Source organism: Geminicoccus roseus DSM 18922 (assembly GCF_000427665.1).
Lineage (GTDB): Bacteria > Pseudomonadota > Alphaproteobacteria > Geminicoccales > Geminicoccaceae > Geminicoccus > Geminicoccus roseus.
On sequence record NZ_KE386572.1, the window covers coordinates 1,808,897 to 1,829,908 of the forward strand.

Below are 21,012 nucleotides of genomic sequence, written 5' to 3' on the forward strand. Positions count from 1 at the left end.
ACGACCCATGGCCAGCGTCAACGAGATCCGCACCAAGTTCCTGGACTATTTCGGCAGGCACGATCACCAGATCGTCGCGTCGGGTCCGCTCGTTCCGCACAACGACCCGACCTTGCTGTTCACCAATGCTGGCATGGTGCAGTTCAAGAACCTCTTCACCGGGCTGGAGCAGAGCAGCTACCAGCGTGCGACCACGGCGCAGAAATGTGTCCGTGCGGGCGGGAAGCACAACGACCTGGACAATGTCGGCTATACCGCCCGGCACCACACTTTCTTCGAGATGCTCGGCAATTTCTCCTTCGGCGACTACTTCAAGGAACGTGCCATCGAGCTGGCATGGAACCTGATCACCCGCGAATACGGGCTGCCCAAGGACAAGCTGACCGCCACCGTCTATGCCGAGGACGACGAGGCGTTCGGCCTGTGGAAGAAGATCGCGGGACTTCCGGAGAGCCGGATCATCCGGATCCCGACCTCCGACAATTTCTGGGCGATGGGCGATACCGGCCCGTGCGGCCCCTGCTCGGAGATCTTCTACGACCATGGCGACAAGGTGCCGGGCGGCCCGCCGGGCTCGCCGGACGCCGATGGCGACCGGTTCATCGAGATCTGGAACCTCGTGTTCATGCAGTTCGAGCAGGTCGACAAGGAGACCCGCCTGAACCTGCCCCGGCCCTCGATCGACACCGGCATGGGCCTGGAGCGCCTGGCCGCGGTCCTGCAGGGCAAGCACGACAATTTCGAGATCGACCTGTTCGCCAAGATCATCGCGAAGAGCGAGGAACTGACCGGCACGCCCGCGGAAGGCGCTCATCGCCCCTCGCACAAGGTGATCGCCGACCACCTGCGCGCCTCCGCCTTCCTGATCGCCGACGGCGTGATGCCCTCCAACGAGGGCCGCGGCTACGTGCTGCGCCGGATCATGCGCCGCGGCATGCGCCACGCCCAGCTGCTGGGCGCTCGCGAGCCGCTCCTGTTCCGCATGGTGCCGACCCTGGTCGAGGAGATGGGCAAGGCCTATCCGGAGCTGGTCCGCGCCGAGCCGATGGTCACCGAGGTCCTCAAGCTGGAGGAAAGCAATTTCCGGCGGACCCTGGAGCGCGGCCTGCGCCTGCTCGACGAGGAGGTCATCTCCCTGCCGCAGGGCCAGCCGCTCTCCGGCGAGGTGGCCTTCAAGCTCTATGATACCTACGGCTTCCCGCTCGACCTGACCCAGGACGCCCTGCGCGCCCAGGGGCGCAGCGTCGACCTGCCGGGCTTCGATGCCGCCATGGAGCGCCAGCGCGCCGAGGCCCGCAAGCACTGGAAGGGCTCCGGCTCCTCCGCCGTCTCGCCGGTCTGGTTCGAGCTGCGCGAGAAGACCGGCGCCACCGAGTTCCTGGGCTACGAGACGCCGGTCGCCGAGGGCAAGGTCCTGGGCCTCGTGGTGGGCGACGCCATGGTCGACGAGGCCGGCGCCGGCGCCGAAATCTACCTCGTCGCCAACCAGACCCCGTTCTACGGCGAATCCGGTGGCCAGATCGGCGACACCGGCACGATCACCGCCGGCAGCGCCACGGTCGCGGTCACCGATACCCAGAAATTCCTGGGCGACCTGTTCGTCCATGTAGGCAAGGTCGAGCGCGGCACGATCAGGGTCGGCGACGACGTGAAGCTCCAGATCGACGCGGAGCGCCGGGCCCGGATCCGTCGCGCCCATTCGGCGACCCACCTGATGCACAAGGCGCTGCAGCGCCATCTGGGGCCGCACGTCGCCCAGAAGGGCTCCAAGGTCGAGCCGGACCGGCTGCGCTTCGACTTCAGCCACCCCAAGCCGGTCTCCAAGGAGGAGATCGCCGCCGTCGAGCGCGAGGTGAACCATTACCTGCGCCAGAACGCGCCGACCTCGATCCGCATCATGGCCAAGGACGATGCGATCGAGACCGGGGCGATGGCCCTGTTCGGCGAGAAGTACGGCGACGAGGTCCGGGTCGTCTCGATGGGCACGGCCGAAGACGGCAAGACCTACTCGGTCGAGCTGTGCGGTGGCACCCATGTGGCCCGTACCGGCGACGTCGCCCTGTTCAAGCTGCTCTCCGAAGGGGCGGTCGCGTCCGGCGTGCGCCGGATCGAGGCGGTGACCGGCGAGGCCGCGCTGCGCCATGTCGAGGAAGAGGAAGCCGTCCTGAACCGGGCCGCCGCCACCCTGAAGGTGCCGGCCAGCGAGTTGCCGGCCCGGATCGAGGCGCTGGTCGAGGATCGCCGCAAGCTGGAGCGCGAGCTGGCCGACCTCCGCCGCAAGATGGCGACCGGCGGTACTGCCGCGGAGAGCGCGGTCCGGCAGGTCAACGGCATCTCGTTCGCCGCGCGCGAGCTGGAAGGCGTGCCCGCCAAGGAGCTGCGTGGCACTGCCGACGAGCTGAAGAAGCAGATGGGCACCGGGGTCGTCACCCTGGTCTCGGTCAGCGACGGCAAGGCCTCGGTGGTGGTGAGCGTGACCGAGGACCTCGCCGATCGGCTGGATTCGGTGGCGCTGGTCCGCAAGGCGGTCGAGGCCCTGGGCGGCCAGGGCGGCGGTGGCCGCCGCGACTTCGCGCAGGGCGGCGGTCCGGACGGCTCGCAGGCGGCTGCCGCGATCGCCGCGGTGGAGACCGCCCTGGCCGGCTGACCACAGGGCTCTTGTCACGATCCGCCCATGGAAAGGCGCTAGCTGCCTGGCAGCGCCTTCCTGGAGCCGGATCCCGTGCCCGCCGCCACGCTGTTTCCCGAGATCGAGCCATTCGCCCATGGCCTGCTGGACGTGGGCGGCGGCCATCGCGTGTACTGGGAAGCCTGCGGCAACCCGGAAGGGCGGCCGGCGCTGGTGCTGCATGGGGGCCCCGGCTCCGGCTGCAGCCCAAGCGCCCGGCGCTACTTCGATCCCGCCCGCTACCGGGTGATCCTGCTCGACCAGCGGGGCTGCGGCCGCAGCCTGCCCCATGCCGCGGACCCTGCGACCGATCTTGCCGCCAACACCACCTGGCATCTGGTGGATGACCTCGAGCGCCTGCGCCGGCACCTGGAGATCGGGCGCTGGCTGCTGTTCGGCACCTCCTGGGGCTCGACCCTGGCGCTGGCCTATGCCGAGCGCCACCCAGGCCAGGTCGCAGCGCTGGTGCTGGCCGGCGTCACCACCACCCGGCGCAGCGAGATCGACTGGCTGTACCGTGGGCTCGCCCCGCTCTTCCCCGAGCAATGGGCGCGCTTCCGGGCGGGTGTTCCGGCCCCCGGGCGCGATGGCGATCTGGTGGCGGCCTACTGGCGCCTCCTGCAGGACCCCGATCCTGCGGTCCGCGCCAGGGCCGCCGAGAACTGGCATGCATGGGAGGCCGCGCCCTTGTCGGTCCGTCCGGATGCCCGATACCCGGCGCGCTGGCTGGACCCGGCCTACCGCATGGCGCGCGCCCGCATCATCACCCACTACTTCCATCACGGCGCCTGGTTCGAAGAGGGCGGCCTCCTGCGCGAGGCGCACCGCCTGGCCGGGATCCCGGGCGTGCTGGTGCAGGGGCGCCTCGACCTGGAAGCGCCGCTCACCACTGCCTGGGAGCTGGCCCAGGCCTGGCCGGGCAGCGAACTCGTCGTGGTGCCGGACGCTGGCCATTCCCCCGCCGAGCCCGGCATGGCGGGAGCCATCCTTGCCGCCACCGCCCGTTTCGCCGACCGAGCCTTCTGATCGCGCGATGCGACTTTCCTGAAAGCCGCGGCCATGCGATGCTCGATGGCTTGTGCCTGCCGGGCCCTGCCTTGGGTGCTTTGGCGCAGTCCCCGGGTTCCTTTTTCCCGAACGAACCCGAGAAATGACGAAACGAACCCGAGGAGTGAGCCAAAATCAATGAGTTGGCTTTTTTCGACAGTTCGGATCAGCTGCGGGCGATCGACTCCCTGAGTTCGTCCGCCGTCGCCGGCCGCCGCCCCAGGGCCTGGAACGCCGCTGCGGCCGCCCGGATCTGCGCCGCGTTGTCGGAAGCCGGGCTGCCGTCCGCCGCCAGCCGGTTGTTCTCGAAGCCGATCCGGACATGGCCGCCCAGCAACGCCGCGGTCGCCGCGCAGTCGCGTTCCTGCGCCCCGAACGCGCACATCATCCAGTGCCAGGCCGGATCGCCTGCCTGGAGGAACGGCAGCAGGTCCAGGGGCTCGGAGCGCTGGCCCGGGCTGTAGCGCCCGAGCACGTAGAGCACGGACGGCCGCTCCACCGGCACCACCCCACGCGCCACCAAGTCCCGGAACCGCGCCACGTCGGTGGCGTCGTAGAGGATGTGCTGCAGCCAGATCCCCTCCTGCCGGCACCAGCCATAGAACTCAGCCGCCTGCTTCTCGCTGGCCGCATCCGGGGCCAGCTCGCGCAGCGCCACCGACGCCGCCTCCGGCCGGACCGCCCGGACCAGGGCCATCTGCGCGTCGGGCTGGTAGAGCCCCACCGCCTCGGTCGTCACCTGGATCACGAGGCGCTGCCCGACCGCCGCCCGCACCGCCGCCATGCCTTCCCGGACCAGGTCCGGGTCGAGCGAGTGCCGGTCCTGGGCGTCGCGGGCGTGCAGATGGATCATGCACGCCCCTGCCTCCAGGCAGGCGCTGGCGGTGCTGGCCAGCTCCGCCGGCGTGATCGGTAGGGCCGGATGGTCCGCCTTGGTGAGCCGCGCTCCGTTCGGCGCCACCGCGATCGCCACCGGTGCCCGCATCGTCATCGTTCCGTCCTCCGTCGCGCGTGCAGCAGCGCCACCAGGGTCGCATCCCGCAGCGCTTCCAGTTCCTCGATCGACCGTCCGGCCGCCTCGGCCTCCACCCCGGCGACCAGGTCGGCCTTCAGCTTGTCGGTCAGGGACGGCCGGCCCAGATCCTGCCAGCGCCGCTCCTGGCTCGGGCCCAGATGGTCCAGATAGTGGCGGATCCCGCCCTTGCCGCCGCCTAAGTGGTAGGTGAGGTGGGCGCCCATGGTCGCCCAGCGAAGGCCAGGCCCGTCCCGCAGGGCCGCATCGATCTCCGCGACCGACGCCACCCCCTGCTCCACCAGATGCACCGCCTCCTGGTAGAGGGCCGAGGACAGCCGGTTGGCGATGTGCCCGCGCATCTCCTTTTTCAGCCGCACCGGCCGCATCCCGAGCCCCGCATAGAAGGCTTCGGCCCGGTCCAGCACCGCCGGATCGCTGCCGAACAGCTCGACCAGCGGGACCAGATGCGGCGGATTGAAGGGATGCGCGACGATCACCCGCTCCGGGTCCCTGCATGTCCCGGTCAGCTCGCTCCACAGCAGGGACGAGGTGCTGCTGGCGATGATCGCTCCTGCCGGCGTCGCCTCGTCCAGCCGCCGCAGCAGGTCGGCCTTGAACGCCTGCTTTTCCGGCGCGTTCTCCTGGACGAAGTCGGCACTGGCCACCGCCTTTTCAGGGGAAGCCGCCAGGCAGAGCCGGCCATGTCCTGTCCTGCCGAGTTCCCTCAGGCTGGCAAGGCTGGGCGCGAGCGCCGCTTCCAGTGTCGCGAGATCGTCCACGGCCGGGTCGTGGACGGTCACGTCGCTGCCGTTGGCCAGGAACAGGGCGGTCCAGCCGACGCCGACCGTGCCGAAGCCGATCACCGCCACCTGTCGGATGGAAGACTGCGCCACCTCTGTCTCTCTCCCGGATCTGTCGCCGGGGACAAGTGACCCGCGCTGCCGCCCATGGTCCAGCCCCAAAACGGAAAAGGGGCGGGGTCCGCTTCGCGCGGACACCGCCCCTTCCATCCGAGCGTCGGTGGCTGGAGGACCTACTCCGCCGGCACCTCGGCCGCCGTTACCGGTGGCGCCGCCCGCTTGCGGCTGAAGGTCTTGCGCACCGCCACGAAGAACAGCGGCACGAACAGGATCCCCAGGAAGGTGGCGGCGATCACGCCACCCAGCACGCCGATGCCGATCGCGTTCTGTCCACCGGAGCCCGCCCCGGTCGAGATCGCCAGCGGCGTCACGCCCAGGCCAAACGCCAGCGAGGTCATGATGATCGGCCGCAGCCGCAGCCGCGCCGCCTCCAGGGTCGCCTCCATCAGGCCCTTGCCCGCCTCGTTCAGGTCCTTGGCGAACTCGACGATCAGGATCGCGTTCTTCGCGGCCAGGCCGATCGTGGTGAGCAGGCCCACCTGGAAGAACACGTCGTTGGACAGCCCCGTCGACAACGCCGCCGCCAGGGCGCCGAGCACGCCGAGAGGTACCACCAGCATCACCGAGAACGGGATCGACCAGCTCTCGTAAAGGGCTGCCAGGCACAGGAACACGACCATGATCGAGATGGCGTAGAGCATCGGCGCCTGGGCGCCGGCTGCCCGTTCCTGATCGGAGATGCCGGTCCACTCGTAGCCGAAGCCCGGCGGGAGCTGCGCCATGATCTCCTCGACCGCGTCCATGGCGGCGCCCGAGCTCAGGCCGGGAGCAGGCTGCCCCAGGATCTCCACCGAGGGCAGGCCATTGTAGCGCTCCAGCCTGGGCGAGCCGTAGGTCCACCCTGCCGTGGCGAAGGCCGAGAACGGCACCATCTCGCCCTTGGCGTTGCGGACGTACCACTGGTTCAGGTCCTCAGGGACCATCCGGTAGGGCGCATCCGCCTGGACATAGACCTTCTTGATCCGGCCGCGGTCCAGGAAGTCGTTGACATAGGTCCCGCCCCAGGCGGCCGAGAGCGCGTCGTTCACGTCCTCGATCGACAGGCTGAGCGCGCCCACCTTGTGGTGGTCGATCTCCACCCGGTACTCCGGCTGGTCCTGCATGCCGTTCGGACGCACCCCGACCAGGGCCGGGTTCTGCGCGGCCATGCCCAGGAACTGGTCCCGCGCTGCCATCAGGGCGTCATGACCCAGCCCCGCCCGGTCCTGCAGCTGCACGTCGAAGCCGGTGGCGTTGCCCAGTTCCAGGACGGCCGGCGGCGCGAACGCGAACACCATGGCGTCGCGGATCTGCGAGAACGCGCCCATCGCCCGGCCGGCGATGGCGGCCACGTTCTGCGCCGGGTCCTGGCGCTCGTCCCAGTCCTTCAGCAGCACGAAGCCGATGCCGGCGTTCTGGCCGGAGCCGGCGAAGCTGAAGCCCGCCACGGTGAAGATCGAAGCGACCGAATCGGCCTCGTTCTCGAGGAAGTGGCGCTCGACCGTCTTCAGCACCTCCAGCGTGCGCTCCTGGGTGGCGCCCACCGGAAGCTGAGCCTGGACGAACATGATGCCCTGGTCCTCGTCGGGGAGGAATGCCGTGGGCAGGCGCACGAACATGTAGCCGACGCCGGCGGCCAGGATCAGGTAGACGATCAGGAAGCGTCCCGCCCGCCGCGCCATGTAGCCGACCAGGCCGACATAGCCGTTGGTGGTCTTGCCGAAGCCACGGTTGAACCAGGCGAACGGGCCACGCCTGGGGGGTGCCGAGGGCTTGAGCAGGGTTGCGCACAGGGCCGGTGTGAGGATCAGCGCGGTCAGCACCGAGAGCGCCATCGCCGAGACGATGGTGATCGAGAACTGGCGGTAGATGACGCCGGTCGACCCGCCGAAGAACGCCATCGGGACGAACACCGCCGAGAGCACCAGGCCGATGCCGATCAGGGCGCCGGTGATCTGGTCCATCGACTTGCGGGTCGCTTCCTTGGCCGGAAGCTTCTCGTCGTGCATTACCCGCTCGACGTTCTCCACCACCACAATGGCGTCGTCGACCAGCAGGCCGATCGCCAGCACCATGGCGAACATGGTGAGCACGTTGATCGAGAAGCCCGCGAACTCGAGGATCGCGAAGGTGCCCAGCAGCACCACCGGCACCGCGATCGTGGGGATCAGCGTCGCACGGAAGTTCTGCAGGAACAGGTACATCACGAGGAAGACCAGGACGACCGCCTCGATCAGCGTGTGCACCACGCTCTCGATCGACACCTTCACGAACGGCGTGGTGTCGTAGGGGATGATCACCTCCATCCCCTCCGGGATGAAGGCCTTGAGCGCCTCCATCTCGGCCCGGACCGCTTCGGCGGTGGCCAGCGCGTTGGCGCCAGACGCCAGCTGGATCGCCAGGCCGGTTGACGGACGACCGTTATAGTTGGCCGTGGTGGTGTAGGATTCGGCGCCGATCTCGACGTCCGCGACATCGCCTAGCCGGATCGACGAGCCGTCTTCGGCGGTGCGCAGGAAGATCTGCCGGAACTCCTCGGGCGTCTGCAGCAGGGACTGGGCGGTGATGGTCGCGTTGAGCTGCTGGCCCTCGGTGGCAGGCAGGCCACCCAGCTGGCCAGCGGCGACCTGGGCATTCTGGGCGCGGATCGCCGCGACGACATCCGCCGGGGTCAGGCCGAAATTCACCAGCTCGCGCGGGTCCAGCCAGACGCGCAGCGCATACTGCGCGCCGAACAGCTGCACCTCGCCCACACCTTCCACCCGGGAGATCGGGTCCTGGATGTTGGAGGCCATGTAGTCGGCGAGGTCGGTCTGGTTGAAGCCGGAGCCTTCGGCGGCGACCAGCCCCACCACCATCAGGAAGCTGCTGGAGGCCTTCGCCACCTGGACGCCCTGACGCTGCACCTCCTCCGGCAGGAGCGGGGTTGCCAGCGACAGCTTGTTCTGAACCTGGACCTGCGCGATGTCCGGGTCGGTGCCCGGCTCGAAGGTCAGGGTGATCTCGACCTGGCCGGACGAACTGCTGTTCGCCGACATGTAGCGCAGGCCGTCGATGCCCTTCATGCGCTGTTCGATCACCTGCGTGACCGAGTCCTCGACCACCTTGGCCGAGGCGCCCGGATAGTTCGCGGTGATGGACACCGACGGGGGAGCGATCGTGGGATACTGGGCGACCGGCAGCGTCCAGATGGCGAGCGCGCCCGCCATCATCACCACGATGGCGAGCACCCAGGCGAAGATCGGCCGGTCGATGAAGAAACGGGCCACGCGACTATCTCCGGATCGGCGCGCTGGCGGCCGAGGCGTCCGCCACCGACTTCGGCTCGGCGTCGATCACCTGGACCACGGCGCCGGGCCGCACCTTCTGGACGCCTTCCACGATCACCCGCTCCCCTGCGCGGACGCCGTCGGAGACCAGCCACTGGTCGCCCACGGTGCGGTCGGTGGTCAAGATCCGCTGCTCCACCGTGTTGTCGGGCAGGACCACCAGGGTGGTGGCACGGCCCTTGGGGTCGCGGCTCACCGCGCGCTGGGGAACCAGGATGCCCTGGGGATCCACGCCGGCCTTGATCTCGGCGCGCACGAACATGCCCGGCAGCAGGATGGCATCCGGGTTGGGGAACAGGGCGCGCAGCGTGACCGCCCCGGTGCTCTCGCTCACCTGGACATCGGCGAACTCCAGCTTGCCGGGATGCGCATAGGTGGTGCCATCCTCCAGGGTCAGCTCCACCTCGGCGCTGTCCGGGTCGATCCGCTCGTAGCGGCCATCGGCCACGGCCCGGCGAAGTTCCAGGAGCTCCGCGCTGGACTGGGTCACGTCGACATAGATCGGATCGAGCTGGTGGATGGTGGTGAGCGTCTCCGGCTGGTTCGCGGTGACCAGGGCGCCGGCAGTGAATGCCGAGCTGCCGATGCGGCCGCTGATCGGCGCAGTAACGGTCGTGTAGTCGAGATTGATCTTGGCCGAGGCCAGGGCCGCCTTGCGCGCCTGGATGGCGGCATTCGCCTCGCCGAGCGCCGCCACAGCGTCGTCATAGGAAGCGCGGCTGACGGCGTTGGTCCGCACCAGCTCCTCGTTGCGGTTGGCACGATTGCTCGCGGAGACCTGGGCGGCTTCCGCCTGGGCAAGCTCGGCCTTGGCGGTCTCGTAGGCCGCCTGATAGACGGCGGGATCGATCTGGTAGAGCGGATCACCCTTCTGGACGTCGGCTCCTTCGCGGAACAGCCGCTCCTGGAGGATGCCGTTCACCTGGGGACGCACCTCGGCGATCTGGTAGGGAGAAGCCCGGCCAGGCAGCGTGGTGGCGATCTCGACCGGCTGCGGTTCCAGCGTCACCACGGCGACCTCGGCGGGAGGCGGCGCCTGTTGTGCCTGCCCTCCATCGCTGCCGCTCTCCTCGGCGCATCCAGCTACGAACAGAGCGCCGGCCAGCATGAGGCTGGTCGAAATCCGACCAGAAACGTTTCGCATACGCGCAATCTCCGGGGAAACCGACCTCAGTCGCCGCCCCGAAGCCCTCGCATCGGTCGCCGGCCGGCTTGTCCGTCGCTTGTTTAGAATGAGCGTTCATTCTATGAATGGTGCGAGGCAGCGTCAAGCTGCTGCAACGCGGTACGAGAGGGCCGGTACCGAGGATGAAAGAAGATGGGAATCGCTGAGCGGGCGTGCCTGGAGCAGACGCGGAACGAATCGCGCCGCCAGCAGGTCCTGGCCGGGGCCACCGCATGTTTCTGCCGACACGGCTTTCACAGCGCGAGCATGGCGGAGATCGCCAAGACGGCCGGCATGAGCGTCGGGCACATCTACCATTATTTCGAGAACAAGGAGGCGATCATCGTCGCCATCGTCGAGGGCAACCAGGCGGAGGTGCTCGCGGTGATGGACCGGATCGAGGACAGCCCGGGGCCCTTGGCGCAGGCGCTGGTCGATACGGTGTCCACCGGTGTCGACGACTGCATGAACCTCACGAAGACCGCGCTGATGCTGGAAGTGCTGGCCGAGGCGGCGCGCAATCCGAAGGTCGCGGCGGTTGTCCAGGCATCCGACGCCGTGCTGCGGGCCAGGATGCGCGAGATGCTGTGCAAGGCGGCGGGGCCGGACCAGGATCCGGCCGACCCGCGCCTGGACGAGCGGGTCGAGACCCTGTTCACCCTGTTCCAGGGCATCTCCGTGCGGGCCATCCGCCATTCATCCCTGGATCGGGATCAGACGGTCCGGATGATGCAGGCTGCCATCCGCTGGATCCTGCAGAACTGAGCCCCGTTCAGGAGGCTCCTGTCATGAACCGCCGGAAGATCCGGGCGGGCAGGCCGCCGCCGGTTTCGCCCGGCATCGGGGTATGATCGTCATTGCCGGCCCAGACCGCGGTGATCACCCCGTCGTCGTTGCCCCCCACGAACCAGGCGTCGCGGAACCCTGAGCTGGTGCCGGTCTTGCCGAAGCCGCCCGGAAACAGGGCTGCCTTGCCGGTGCCGTCGCGCATGGCGTCGTTCAGCATGTCTCGCATCGTCCGGGCGGTTTCGACGGACAGGGCGCGCACCGCCGCCGGCCGGCTGGGCTCGCGACGGGTGCCGGTGTCGTCGGCGATCGCCTTGATCCAGACGGGCGTGCGGACCACCCCGTCGCCGGAAAGGGCAGCGTAAGCGGCGGCGAGCTCCTCCATGCGAAGTTCCGCACTGCCGAGCATCAGCGACGGGACTGCCGGCAGGTCGGAGGCGATGCCCAGTCGCCGTCCCGTCCCGATGACGGCCGGCAGGCCGACTTCCAGGCCCAGCCGGACTGCAGCGGTGTTGATCGACAGGGCCAGGGCCTGCCGCAGCGTGACCTCCGCTGCAGGCGGCTCGACGATGTTGCGTGGTCGCCACCCGTCGACGAGCGGCGCCGTGGTGGAGATCGTCTCGTCCGGGCGGTGCCCCCGCTCGATCGCGGCAGCGAACAGGATCGGCTTGAATGCCGAGCCTGGCTGCCGGCGCGCATCGGCGATCCGGTCGAGGCTGCCGAGCGTTCCCGGCACGGAGGCCGCCGCGAGTACCTCCCCGTCCGCGGAGATGGCGAGCAGGGCGGCAGCGGAGGCGCGGCGAGGCTCCTTCGCCAGTTCCTCGGCCAGCACCGCCCGGGCCCGTTGCCCCAGTTCGGCATCCAGCGTGGTCGCCACCGCCAGCGCCGAGCCGGGCACCAGCCGTCGTGATCGTTCCACCAGGGTCCGCAGTGCCGGATCGACATAATAGGCGGCCAGGATGCGGGGCGGCGACGCCAGGGCGGCATCTGCGGTTGGCTGATCGATGCTGCCGGTGGCCACCATCGCCCGCAGCACCACCGCCATCCGCTCCCGCGCCGCATCGGGATGGCGCCCTGGGTCGAGTCGCGAGGGCGCGCGCACCAGCCCGGCCAGCAGGGCCGACTGCGCCACGTCGAGCGAGCGGGCCTCCACCCCGAAATGCTTGCGCGCGGCGGCCCGGACCCCGGTGACGCCGCCACCGAGGTAGACCCGGTCGAGATAGGCCGCCAGGATCTCCTGCTTCTCCAAGGTTGCGTCCAGCCAGAGGGCCAGCGTCGCCTCGCGCAGCTTGCGCACGAAGCTCCGTTCCGGGGTCAGGAACACGAGCTTGGCAAGTTGCTGGGTGATCGTGCTGCCGCCCTCGGCGATGCGGCCGGCGCTGATGTTGCGCACGAACGCCCGGGCGAGCCCGAGCGGATCGATGCCTGCGTGGCTGAAGAAGCGGCGGTCCTCGATCGCCACGATCGCATCGAGCATGTGCGGCGAGACGTCCTGCAGGGCGAGCGGACGAGACCAGCCGTCACCCAGGGTGGTGAGCGCTACGCCGCGGCGGTCAAGCAGCGTGACCGCGGCTGGCCGCTCCGCATGGGTTGCCTCCCGGGCGAGGCGGGCTGCGTCCAGGACCAGGACGAGAACTGTGAGCGCGACCGCCGTCAGAGTGATCCCCACAAAGGAACGCCAGCGAGGCTTCCGGCGTGGCGGCGGGACAGGCGCCGGGGGACGGCGGGTGCGGACTGGTCTGGCCGGAGTCGCTGGCTGGGTCGCTTTCGCCCGGCCACGTGCCGCAGGCGGCCGCACCGGCTCCCGGCGGCTCATCGGTGCGGGGGATCCTGGCGCGCCAGTTTCAAGGTCACGTGACGAAGATCGATCAGCACCTTGCCGCGATGCTCGAAATTCACGGTGGCGCGGTGCCCGATCACGCTCTGGACGACGCCCAGGCCCCAGTCCGGCTCCATGGGATGGCGGACCAGGGCGCCGGGGACGATGGACAGGTCCATGCAGATACTCTTCGAAATCGGCGGTGGAACGCGCGGAGCTTCAGGTTTCGTTAACCGGCGGCCGGCATGATGCGTTTCCAGGCAGAAGACAACCGGTGGATGGAGAGGGTCATGGGATTCCCCAGGGGCCGATGGTGGCGATCATATGAGCAGTTCTGCCCATCTGTCGCGGTTGCGCCGAAGGGAGTCTGGCCGGAGCGGGTGCCACCTGGACAACCGGCAGCCATGCTTGAGCCGTCCGACATCCTCGGCGAGTTCCTGGACGGCTTCGATGCTAGGGTCTTCGTCCTCGACTGCCACCGGCCGAGAGGCAGTGCCAGATTGGTAGGCGCGCCGGCGCCGGCCTAAGCCGGCTGCGGCATCGCAGGGCTTTCACGCTTGGAAGACAGCCGCTCCAGGTACAGCCAGACCACCGGGGTGATGTACAGGGTCACCAGCTGCGAGACCGCCAGGCCGCCGACCACCGCCACGCCCAGCGGCTGGCGCAGTTCGGCACCGGCGCCCAGGCCCAGGGCGATTGGCAGGGCACCGAAGATCGCGGCGAAGGTCGTCATCATGATCGGCCGGAACCGGCGCAGGCAGGCCGTGCGTACCGCCACCTCGGGCAGTGCACCGGCCCGGCGCTCCTCCAGCGCCACGTCCACGATCATGATCGCGTTCTTCTTCACGATGCCGATCAGCATGACGATGCCGATGACCGCGATCACCGAGAGGTCCATGTCCAGCCAGTTGAGCGCCCAGAGCGCCCCGATCCCGGCGGATGGAAGACCGGCCAGGATCGTGATCGGGTGGACGAAGCTCTCATAGAGGATGCCCAGCACGATGTAGATCGTCAGGACGGCAGCCAGCAGCAGGATCGGCTGGTTGGCGAGCCCGTCCTGGAAGGCCTGGGCGGTGCCGGAAAATCCGGCGGAGATCGAACTGGTGGCCCCGCTGGCGGCGGACGCCTCCTCGATCGCCGTGACCGCGTCGCTCAGCGCGAAGCCCGGCGCTAGGTTGAAGGAGATGGTCGCAGCAGGTTGCTGGGACTGTCTATTGACGGTGAGGGGGCCGGCCTCGCGGGTTACCCGGGTCACCGCCGATAGGGGCACGCTGGTGCCGTCGGTCGACTTGACGAAGACCCGGCCCAGGATCGACGGATCGTCCTGCTGCTTGCGTCCCGATTCCAGGATGATCGCGTAGTCGTCGGTGTTGTTGTAGATCGTGCCGATCTGCCGGGTGCCGAACGCGTCGTAGAGGGCGGAGCGGATCTGGTCGGAGCGCACGCCGATCGCCGCGGCGCGATCCTCGTCCACGCGGATCCGCAATTCCGGATTGGTGACCTCCAGGTCGGTCGAGACGTCCTGGATCTGCGGCAGCCCGGACAGGCTGGCGACCAGGGTGGGGACGGCCTCGATAAGCACCGGCAAGGTGGCCGCCTGCAGCGTGTACTGGTACTGGCTGTTGGACCGCCGGCCACCGATGTTGATGTTCTGCACCGGCTGGAAGAACACTTTCATGCCCGGTACCTGGCTGGCTTCACGGCGCAGCCGCGCCACGACCTCGTCGATCGGTTCGTCGCGCCCCTCTGCCTTGCTTTTCAGGGCCACGAACATCCGCCCCGAATTCAGCTGGTCGCCCCCGACCCTGGAGTTGAAGTAGGCGACCGCCGGATCGGCCTGCACGATTGCCGCCACCCTTCTCTGCTGGTCCACCATGGCATCGAACCCGATGTCCGGCCGGGCCTCGGTGGTGACGGAAAGGAAGCCGGTGTCCTCGGTCGGGAAGAAGCCCTTGGGAGCGACGACGTAGAGATGGAGGGCGTAGGCCAGGGTCCCGAACGTCGCCAGAAGGGTGAGGAAGCGGTGGCGCAGCACCACGTCCAGGCTGATCCGGTACAAGGTGGCCATGCCACCCACCAGGAACTCGGCCGCGCGGGCGACGATGTTGGCGCGGCCGGGCGGGACGGCCTGTGGCTTGAGGAAGCGGGAGCACAGCATCGGGATCAGCGTCAGCGACACGAAGCCCGAGATGAGGATGGCCACCGAGATGGTCACCGCGAACTCGCGGAACACCCGGCCGACCACCCCGCCCATGAACAGGACCGGGATGAACACCGCCACCAGCGACAGGGTCATCGAGACGATGGTGAAGCCGATCTCGGCGGATCCCTTGAGTGCCGCCTGAAAGACGCCCATGCCCTCCTCGACATGGCGGACGATGTTCTCCAGCACCACGATCGCGTCGTCGACCACGAAGCCCACGCACAAGGTCAGGGCCAGCAGCGTCATGTTGTTGATCGAGTAGCCCAGGAGCGCCATCACGCCGAACGTGCCGATCACCGAGACGGGGAGGCTCAGCGCCGGGATGATGGTGGCGCGCGGGTCCTTCAGGAACACGAAGATCACCGCGACCACCAGCGCGGCCGCGATTAGCAGGTGGCTGGTGACGTCGCTCACCGCCTCGCGGATCGACACCGAGCGGTCATTGGTGATCTGGATGGAGATCGAGGGCGGGATCTGCGATTCCAGGGCGGGGATCACCTCGCGGATCCGGTCGACCACGGCCACGGTGTTGGCGTCCGGCTGGCGCTGGATCGCCAGGACGATCGAGCGCTCGTCGTTGAACCAGCCTGCGCCCTGCTCGTTCTCCACCCCGTCGCGCAGGGTGGCGATCTGGTCCAGGCGCACCGGCTGGCCGTTGCGCCAGGCGACCACCAGCGGCCGGTACTCGACGGCGTTGGCCGGCGGGTCCTGCGGATCGATGGTGAGGGTGCGGGTCGATCCGGCAAGGGTGCCGACCGGTGTGGTGGAAGCGGCGGATTCAATGGCGCTACGCACATCGCTGGTGGTCAGCCCGCGAGCCGCGGCCTGGACCGGATCGACCTCGACCCGGACCGCGAACTTCTGCCCGCCCCAGATCAGCACCTGGGCGACGCCCTCGACCTGGGAGAGCTGGTTGGCCAGCAGGCTCTCCGCGTAGTCATTGACCTTCGACAGCGGCAGGGTCGACGAGGAGAGTGCCAAAAACAGGATCGGCTGGTCGGCCGGATTGACCTTCCGGAAGGATGGCGGACTGGTCATCTCGTCGGGCAGCCGGCGCTGCGCCGTCGAGAGCGCGGACTGCACGTCCAGAGCTGCGCCGTCGATGTCGCGGTCCAAGGTGAACTGGATCGTGATCGACGTGTTGCCCTGGGTCGACTGCGAGGTCATCGTGTCGATGCCGGCAATCGTCGCGAACTGGCGCTCCAGGGGCGCTGCAACTGAGGATGCCATGGTCTCTGGGCTGGCGCCCGGAAGGCTGGCACTCACCTGGATGGTCGGGAAGTCCACACGCGGCAAAGCGGCCGAAGGCAGAATGCGCCACCCGGCAATGCCCCCCAAGATGATTGCCAGGGTGACCAGGGTCGCCATGACGGGGCGATGAATGCACAGCTCGGCGAGCTTCATCGCCTTGCCTCCAGCCCTTGAGCACTTTCGGCGATGTGGACCAGCGTGCCGTCGACCAGGCGGATCTGGCCTTCGGTGACGACCGTGGTTCCGGCCGGTGGTCCGTCCACCAGCACCGTGACGTCGTCAACGGTCCGGCCGACCTGCACCGGAACGACGCGCGCCTTCTGGTTCTGGTCCACGATGAACAGGAACGAGCCGGTCTGGCTGATCTGGACGGCGTCGCTCGGCACCACCAGCGCTCCTTTCTCCTCCCGCAGGACCAGCCTCGCGTCCAGCACGGTACCCGGCCAGAGACGCTGGTCGTGATTGTCGAGCCGGGCGCGTACCGTCACCAGGCCGGTTCCGCGTTCCACCGCGTTCTCCACCATGACGACTGGTCCTGAACGGGTCTCCGTGCTGCCGGGCAACGGCACCTCGATCTGTGCCGTGCCGGCCTGCAGGGCTTCGGAGAGATCGCCCAGCTGGTTCTGCGGCACTCCCAGAGCCACATAGATGGGATCGACCTGGTTGAGCGTCGCGATGGTGCCGGCCGAATCGGAGCCGCGCACGATGGTGCCCGGGCTGACCTGCACGCGCCCGATCCGGCCGTCGAACGGTGCGCTGATCCGGTGGTAGGACAGTTCGAGCTGCAGGCTGCGCAATTGGGCCTCGCTGGCGGCCACGCCGGCGGTCAGCGCTTCCACCTCGGTCCGAGCATCGTCCAGGGACTGCTTGGCCGTGGCGCCACGCTTGGCGAGATCCGTGGCGCGGTCGAACACGAGGCGGGCGTTGGCAAGCTGCGCCCGATCGCGGCGGATGTTGGCTTCCTGCTGGTCGATCTGGGCCTGGATCGGCTCCTGATCGAGCTCGACCAGCACGTCGCCGGCCTTCACCATCGCCCCGTCATCGACCAGGACCCGCTCGACCACCCCATCCACGCGGGCACGAATCGCCACGGACTCGACGGCCTCGATGGTGCCGACCGAGCGGAATTCGACGGGGACATCCCGGATGGAGACCTGCGCCACCCGAACCGGTACCGCCGCCTTGCGCTCCGAGGAGAGGGGAGCGGAACCCGCACCTGCCTCGCCCCGGATCGTCTCGACAGCCGCCTGTGCCCAGGCCGGTGCCCCATCAAGCCAGGCGGGCCGGTCAGCATAGCGCAGCCAGGCAATCAAGCCGATCACCAGGGCGAGGCACAGCAGGAGCCATCTTGCCCTGCGGTGCGGCCGCACGGGCGGCTCTCCGCCCCCAAGGGAAGCTCCGGCATCCTGGCGGTCGCGCGAGGCTTCAGGCATGGGCTGGGATCATCCGTGGCAGCTCGTCGGCAGGGCTGGGCTTAGCTTGCCTGCTACCAATCTAGGCCGAGCAAGGAGCCGGTACAGTCCGTTTCAGGTAACATATTGTATATCCCTCGATGCGGGACGTGCGGCAACTTTTGCGCGAAACGACGAACGCCGGAGCAGCCTGTCGGCTGCTCCGGCGTTAGCGTCGCGAGCGGACGGTTCGGCTACTTGGCCGGCTGCACCGCCGGTGCCTCGGCCGGCTCGGCCGCGGGGGGCAGGTGCGCTGGCTTCCAGCCGGCCTTCTCCCGCAGATACTGGAAGACGACGTAGAGCATCGGGATCAGGAGGATGCCGATGGTCGATGCCGCCAGCATCCCCCAGAAGACCGGGGCGCCGACGGCAATGCGGCTGGCGGAGCCGGGGCCGGTCGCGGTGACCAGCGGCACGAGGCCCAGGATGAAGGCGAAGCTGGTCATCATGACCGGCCGGAACCGGAGCTTGGCGCCTTCGATGGCGCTTTCTCTCAGGCCCATGCCCTTGCCGCGCATCTCCAGGCTGAACTCGTTGATCAGGATCGCGTTCTTTGCAGCCAGGCCGATCAGCACGACCAGGCCGATCTGGGCATAGACGTCGAACGCCAGCCCCCAGATGTAGAGGCCGAAGATGGCGCCCATGATCCCGACCGACACCGAAAGGAGCACCGGGATCGGGATGTTCCAGCTCTCGTAGAGGGCTACAAGGAACAGGTAGGCGAAGATGATCGCCATCGCGAGCACGATGGTCGTCTTGCCGGCCGCCTCGATTTCCTGAAGGGCGGTGCCGGTCCACTCATATCCATAGCCTTGCGGCAGATCGGCGCCGACTCGCTCCATGGCCGCGATCGCGTCGCCGGAGCTGAAGCCGTCAGCTGGATTGCCATTGAGCGTCACGCTGCGATAGCCGTTGTACCGACTGATCGCCGACGGACCGAGTTCCAGGCGGACCGAGGCAATCGACTGCATCGGCACCATCTCGCCCTGGTCGTTGCGCACGCTGATCCTGAAGATGTCGTCGACCCGGCTGCGATAATCAGCCTCGGCCTGGATCTGGACCTGCCAGGTCCGGCCGAAAACGTTGAAATCGTTGACGTAGTAACCGCCGAGGGTGGCCTGCAACGTGCTGAACACGTCGGAGATCTGCACGCCCAGCGTCTGGGCCTTATCCCTGTCCAGGTCGAGATAGATCTGCGGCGTGTCGGCGTTGAACGAAGTGAATACTCCGGAAAGTTCCGGCTGCTGGTTGGCGGAGACGATCGCGGAACGCACCACCTGGGCCAACTCGGTCATGGATCCGCCCTGGAGGTCCTGAAGCTGGAACTCGAAGCCCCCGGTGGATCCCAGGCCCATGATCGGCGGCACGTTCAGCGGGACGATCTGCGCTTCGGGGATGGCGGCGAGTTCCGGTCGGAGCGCAGCCAATACCGCAAACACGCTCTCGGATTCATCCGTGCGTTCCTCAAACGACTTCATGGTGCCGATCATGAAGGCGTTGTTGGACTTGGCGAGAGCATTGAGAAAGTCGTAGCCCACGATGGACGTGACCGCTTCGACCCCCGGCTTCTCGCGGACAAGGCCCTCGACCTGCTGGACCACCTGGTTCGTGCGCTCTACCGAGGCGCCCTCGGGAAGGGCCAGGAGCACGAAGAAGGCACCCTGGTCCTCCGCCGGCAGGAAGCCCTTCGGGGTAGCACCAAAGCCCCCCCAGATGGCGGCGAAGATGACGCCCAGCCCGACCACGGAGAACGCGGCAAGACGGACCAGGCGGGCCACCACGCTGCCGTAGGCGTCCCGGACCTTGTCGATGCCCTTCTGGCACCAGGCGATCGGCCCCCGCTGCGGTGGACGATGTCCCTGCTTGAGCAGGATGGCGCACAATGCCGGAGAGAGCGTCAGGGCATTCACCGCCGAGATCAGCATCGAGACCGACACTGCGACAGCGAACTGGCGGTACAACTCGCCCACCAGCCCCGGGATGAAGCCGGTGGGAACGAACACCGAGAGCAGCACCAAGGTGATGCCGATCACCGGAGCGGTGATCTCGCCCATCGCCTTGCGCGTGGCGTCCGCCACGCTCAGATGCGGCTCCTCATGCATCACGCGCTCGACGTTCTCCACCACCACGATCGCGTCGTCGACCACGATGCCGATCGCCAGCACGAGCGCCAGGAGCGACACGGTATTGGCCGAGTATCCGATCGCGAGAAGGATCGCGAAGGTGCCGACCAGGGCCACGGGAACCGCGATGATCGGGATCAGCGTGGTGCGCCAGTTGCCCAGGAAGAAGAACACCACGAGCGCCACCAGCACGAACGCCTCCAGGAGCGTCTTCACGACGTCCTCGATGGAAGCCTTCACGAACAGGGTGGTATCGTAGTCGACCGAGTAGGACATCCCCTGCGGGAACCGCACGGAGAGCTGATCCAGCGTTTCCCGGATGGCCTCGCCGGTCGCGACCGCGTTGCCACCGGGGGACTGGTAGACCGCGATCGAGGCGGCGGGCTGGCCCTGGTAGGTCGAGAACCGGTCCGCAGACTTCGCGCCCATCTCGACCCGTGCCACGTCGCTGACCCGGACGATCGAGCCGTCCGGGTTCGTGCGCAGGATCAGGTTCTCGAACTGCTCCACCGTGGTGAGGCGGCCGAGCGTGGTGATGTTGATCTGGAACTGCTGGTCGGCCGCCATGGGCTGGGCGCCGATCCGGCCGACGGCGGCCTGGATGTTCTGGGCCGAGATCGAGTTTGCGACGTCGGTCGGCGTCATGTCGTAATTGGCGAGCCGCTGCGGATCGAGCCAGATCCGCATGGCGTAGTCGAGCGGCCCGAACAGGACGGCGTCGCCCACGCCCTCGACGCGCTTGATCGCGTCCAGGACGTTGATGGTCACGTAATTGGACAGGTACAGCGCGTCGTACTGTCCGTCCGGCGAGGAAAAGTTGACCACCTGCAGGAGGGCCGTCGACTTCTTCTTGATGCTGAGGCCGGTCCGCGTGACCTCCTGGGGGAGTTGCGACGTTGCAAGATTGGCCCGGTTCTGGACGTTGACGGTGTTGATGTCCGGATCAGTACCGAGCGCGAAGGTGACGTTGAGCGTGTAGCTGCCGTCAGCGCCGGAGGTCGACTTCATGTAGAGCATGTTGTCGACACCGGTGACCTGCTGCTCGATGGGCTGGGCAACGGTCTGCTCGACGACATCGGCGGATGCACCTGGATAGGTCGCCGTGACGGAGACCATCGGTGGCACGATGTCGGGGAACTGGGCTCGGGGGATGGCGAAGATCGAGATGGCGCCGGCCAGCGTGATCACGATCGACACGACCAGGGCCAGCCTGGGCCGCGAGATGAAGACGTCCGAGATCATCGTCGGCTGCTCCG

At 68.2% G+C, this 21,012-nt stretch carries 12 protein-coding genes; 3 read left to right on the forward strand and 9 right to left on the reverse strand.

From position 1 onward, the window contains the following. Window positions 1-7 precede the first annotated feature (7 nt). Together alaS and pip are read left to right on the forward strand one after the other, a co-directional pair. Window positions 8-2,647 carry an alanine--tRNA ligase gene (gene alaS, locus GEMRO_RS0109680; RefSeq protein ID WP_027133822.1) on the forward strand — a complete coding sequence of 880 codons (2,640 nt, stop codon included), beginning with the start codon at window positions 8-10 and terminating at the stop codon, window positions 2,645-2,647. Between the two features lie 75 nt (window positions 2,648-2,722). Further along, window positions 2,723-3,694 carry a prolyl aminopeptidase gene (gene pip, locus GEMRO_RS0109685; RefSeq protein WP_027133823.1) on the forward strand — a complete coding sequence of 324 codons (972 nt, stop codon included), beginning with the start codon at window positions 2,723-2,725 and terminating at the stop codon, window positions 3,692-3,694. A 187-nt stretch (window positions 3,695-3,881) separates the two neighbouring features. Here pip and GEMRO_RS0109690 read toward each other — a convergent pair whose 3' ends face one another. From GEMRO_RS0109690 to GEMRO_RS0109705, 4 genes are all read right to left on the reverse strand, one after another. Beyond that, window positions 3,882-4,700, reverse strand: a complete 819-nt coding sequence (locus GEMRO_RS0109690) for a BKACE family enzyme (protein WP_027133824.1) — start codon at window positions 4,698-4,700, stop codon at window positions 3,882-3,884. Window positions 4,701-4,702: 2 nt separating this feature from the next. After that, window positions 4,703-5,623 carry a 3-hydroxyacyl-CoA dehydrogenase NAD-binding domain-containing protein gene (locus GEMRO_RS0109695; protein WP_027133825.1) on the reverse strand — a complete coding sequence of 307 codons (921 nt, stop codon included), beginning with the start codon at window positions 5,621-5,623 and terminating at the stop codon, window positions 4,703-4,705. Window positions 5,624-5,763: 140 nt separating this feature from the next. Then, complete coding sequence (locus GEMRO_RS0109700) at window positions 5,764-8,898, reverse strand: efflux RND transporter permease subunit (protein WP_027133826.1); 3,135 nt, start codon at window positions 8,896-8,898, stop codon at window positions 5,764-5,766. A gap of 4 nt (window positions 8,899-8,902) precedes the next feature. Further along, window positions 8,903-10,066, reverse strand: a complete 1,164-nt coding sequence (locus GEMRO_RS0109705) for an efflux RND transporter periplasmic adaptor subunit (RefSeq protein ID WP_276202822.1) — start codon at window positions 10,064-10,066, stop codon at window positions 8,903-8,905. A gap of 210 nt (window positions 10,067-10,276) precedes the next feature. On the opposite strand from GEMRO_RS0109705, the gene GEMRO_RS0109710 reads away from it, so the two are divergent. Beyond that, window positions 10,277-10,888 carry a TetR/AcrR family transcriptional regulator gene (locus GEMRO_RS0109710; RefSeq protein ID WP_027133828.1) on the forward strand — a complete coding sequence of 204 codons (612 nt, stop codon included), beginning with the start codon at window positions 10,277-10,279 and terminating at the stop codon, window positions 10,886-10,888. 7 nt (window positions 10,889-10,895) lie between these two features. Here the strand turns inward: GEMRO_RS0109710 and GEMRO_RS28760 are convergent, their stop codons facing one another. The 5 genes from GEMRO_RS28760 to GEMRO_RS28770 all read right to left on the reverse strand — a co-directional run bounded on the left by GEMRO_RS28760 (window position 10,896) and on the right by GEMRO_RS28770 (window position 20,998). Then, on the reverse strand, window positions 10,896-12,578 hold the full coding sequence (locus GEMRO_RS28760; protein WP_051328896.1) for a transglycosylase domain-containing protein: 1,683 nt from the start codon (window positions 12,576-12,578) through the stop codon (window positions 10,896-10,898). 143 nt (window positions 12,579-12,721) lie between these two features. Continuing rightward, window positions 12,722-12,907 carry a DUF3553 domain-containing protein gene (locus GEMRO_RS0109720; protein ID WP_027133829.1) on the reverse strand — a complete coding sequence of 62 codons (186 nt, stop codon included), beginning with the start codon at window positions 12,905-12,907 and terminating at the stop codon, window positions 12,722-12,724. 344 nt (window positions 12,908-13,251) lie between these two features. Continuing rightward, entirely contained in the window at window positions 13,252-16,335 is a 3,084-nt protein-coding gene (locus tag GEMRO_RS0109730) for an efflux RND transporter permease subunit (protein ID WP_027133830.1), read from the reverse strand. After that, the gene (locus tag GEMRO_RS28765) at window positions 16,332-17,552 is read right to left on the reverse strand and encodes an efflux RND transporter periplasmic adaptor subunit (protein WP_051328897.1); all 1,221 of its coding nucleotides are present in this window, start codon (window positions 17,550-17,552) and stop codon (window positions 16,332-16,334) included. Before GEMRO_RS28765 ends, GEMRO_RS0109730 begins: the two co-directional genes overlap by 4 nt. Before the next feature lie 275 nt (window positions 17,553-17,827). Then, window positions 17,828-20,998 (reverse strand): efflux RND transporter permease subunit, encoded by a 3,171-nt coding sequence (locus GEMRO_RS28770; RefSeq protein WP_035485054.1) that lies wholly within the window; start codon window positions 20,996-20,998, stop codon window positions 17,828-17,830. Window positions 20,999-21,012 lie beyond the last annotated feature (14 nt).

Excerpts from the sequence above, each read along its gene's own strand:
- alaS (WP_027133822.1), top strand. The coding sequence starts at position 8 with ATGGCCAGCGTCAACGAGATCCGCACCAAGTTCCTGGACTATTTCGGC.
- GEMRO_RS0109690 (WP_027133824.1), bottom strand. The coding sequence starts at position 4,700 with ATGCGGGCACCGGTGGCGATCGCGGTGGCGCCGAACGGAGCGCGGCTC.
- GEMRO_RS0109705 (WP_276202822.1), bottom strand. The coding sequence starts at position 10,066 with ATGCTGGCCGGCGCTCTGTTCGTAGCTGGATGCGCCGAGGAGAGCGGC.
- GEMRO_RS0109710 (WP_027133828.1), top strand. The coding sequence starts at position 10,277 with ATGGGAATCGCTGAGCGGGCGTGCCTGGAGCAGACGCGGAACGAATCG.
- GEMRO_RS0109720 (WP_027133829.1), bottom strand. The coding sequence starts at position 12,907 with ATGGACCTGTCCATCGTCCCCGGCGCCCTGGTCCGCCATCCCATGGAG.
- GEMRO_RS0109730 (WP_027133830.1), bottom strand. The coding sequence starts at position 16,335 with ATGAAGCTCGCCGAGCTGTGCATTCATCGCCCCGTCATGGCGACCCTG.
- GEMRO_RS28770 (WP_035485054.1), bottom strand. The coding sequence starts at position 20,998 with ATGATCTCGGACGTCTTCATCTCGCGGCCCAGGCTGGCCCTGGTCGTG.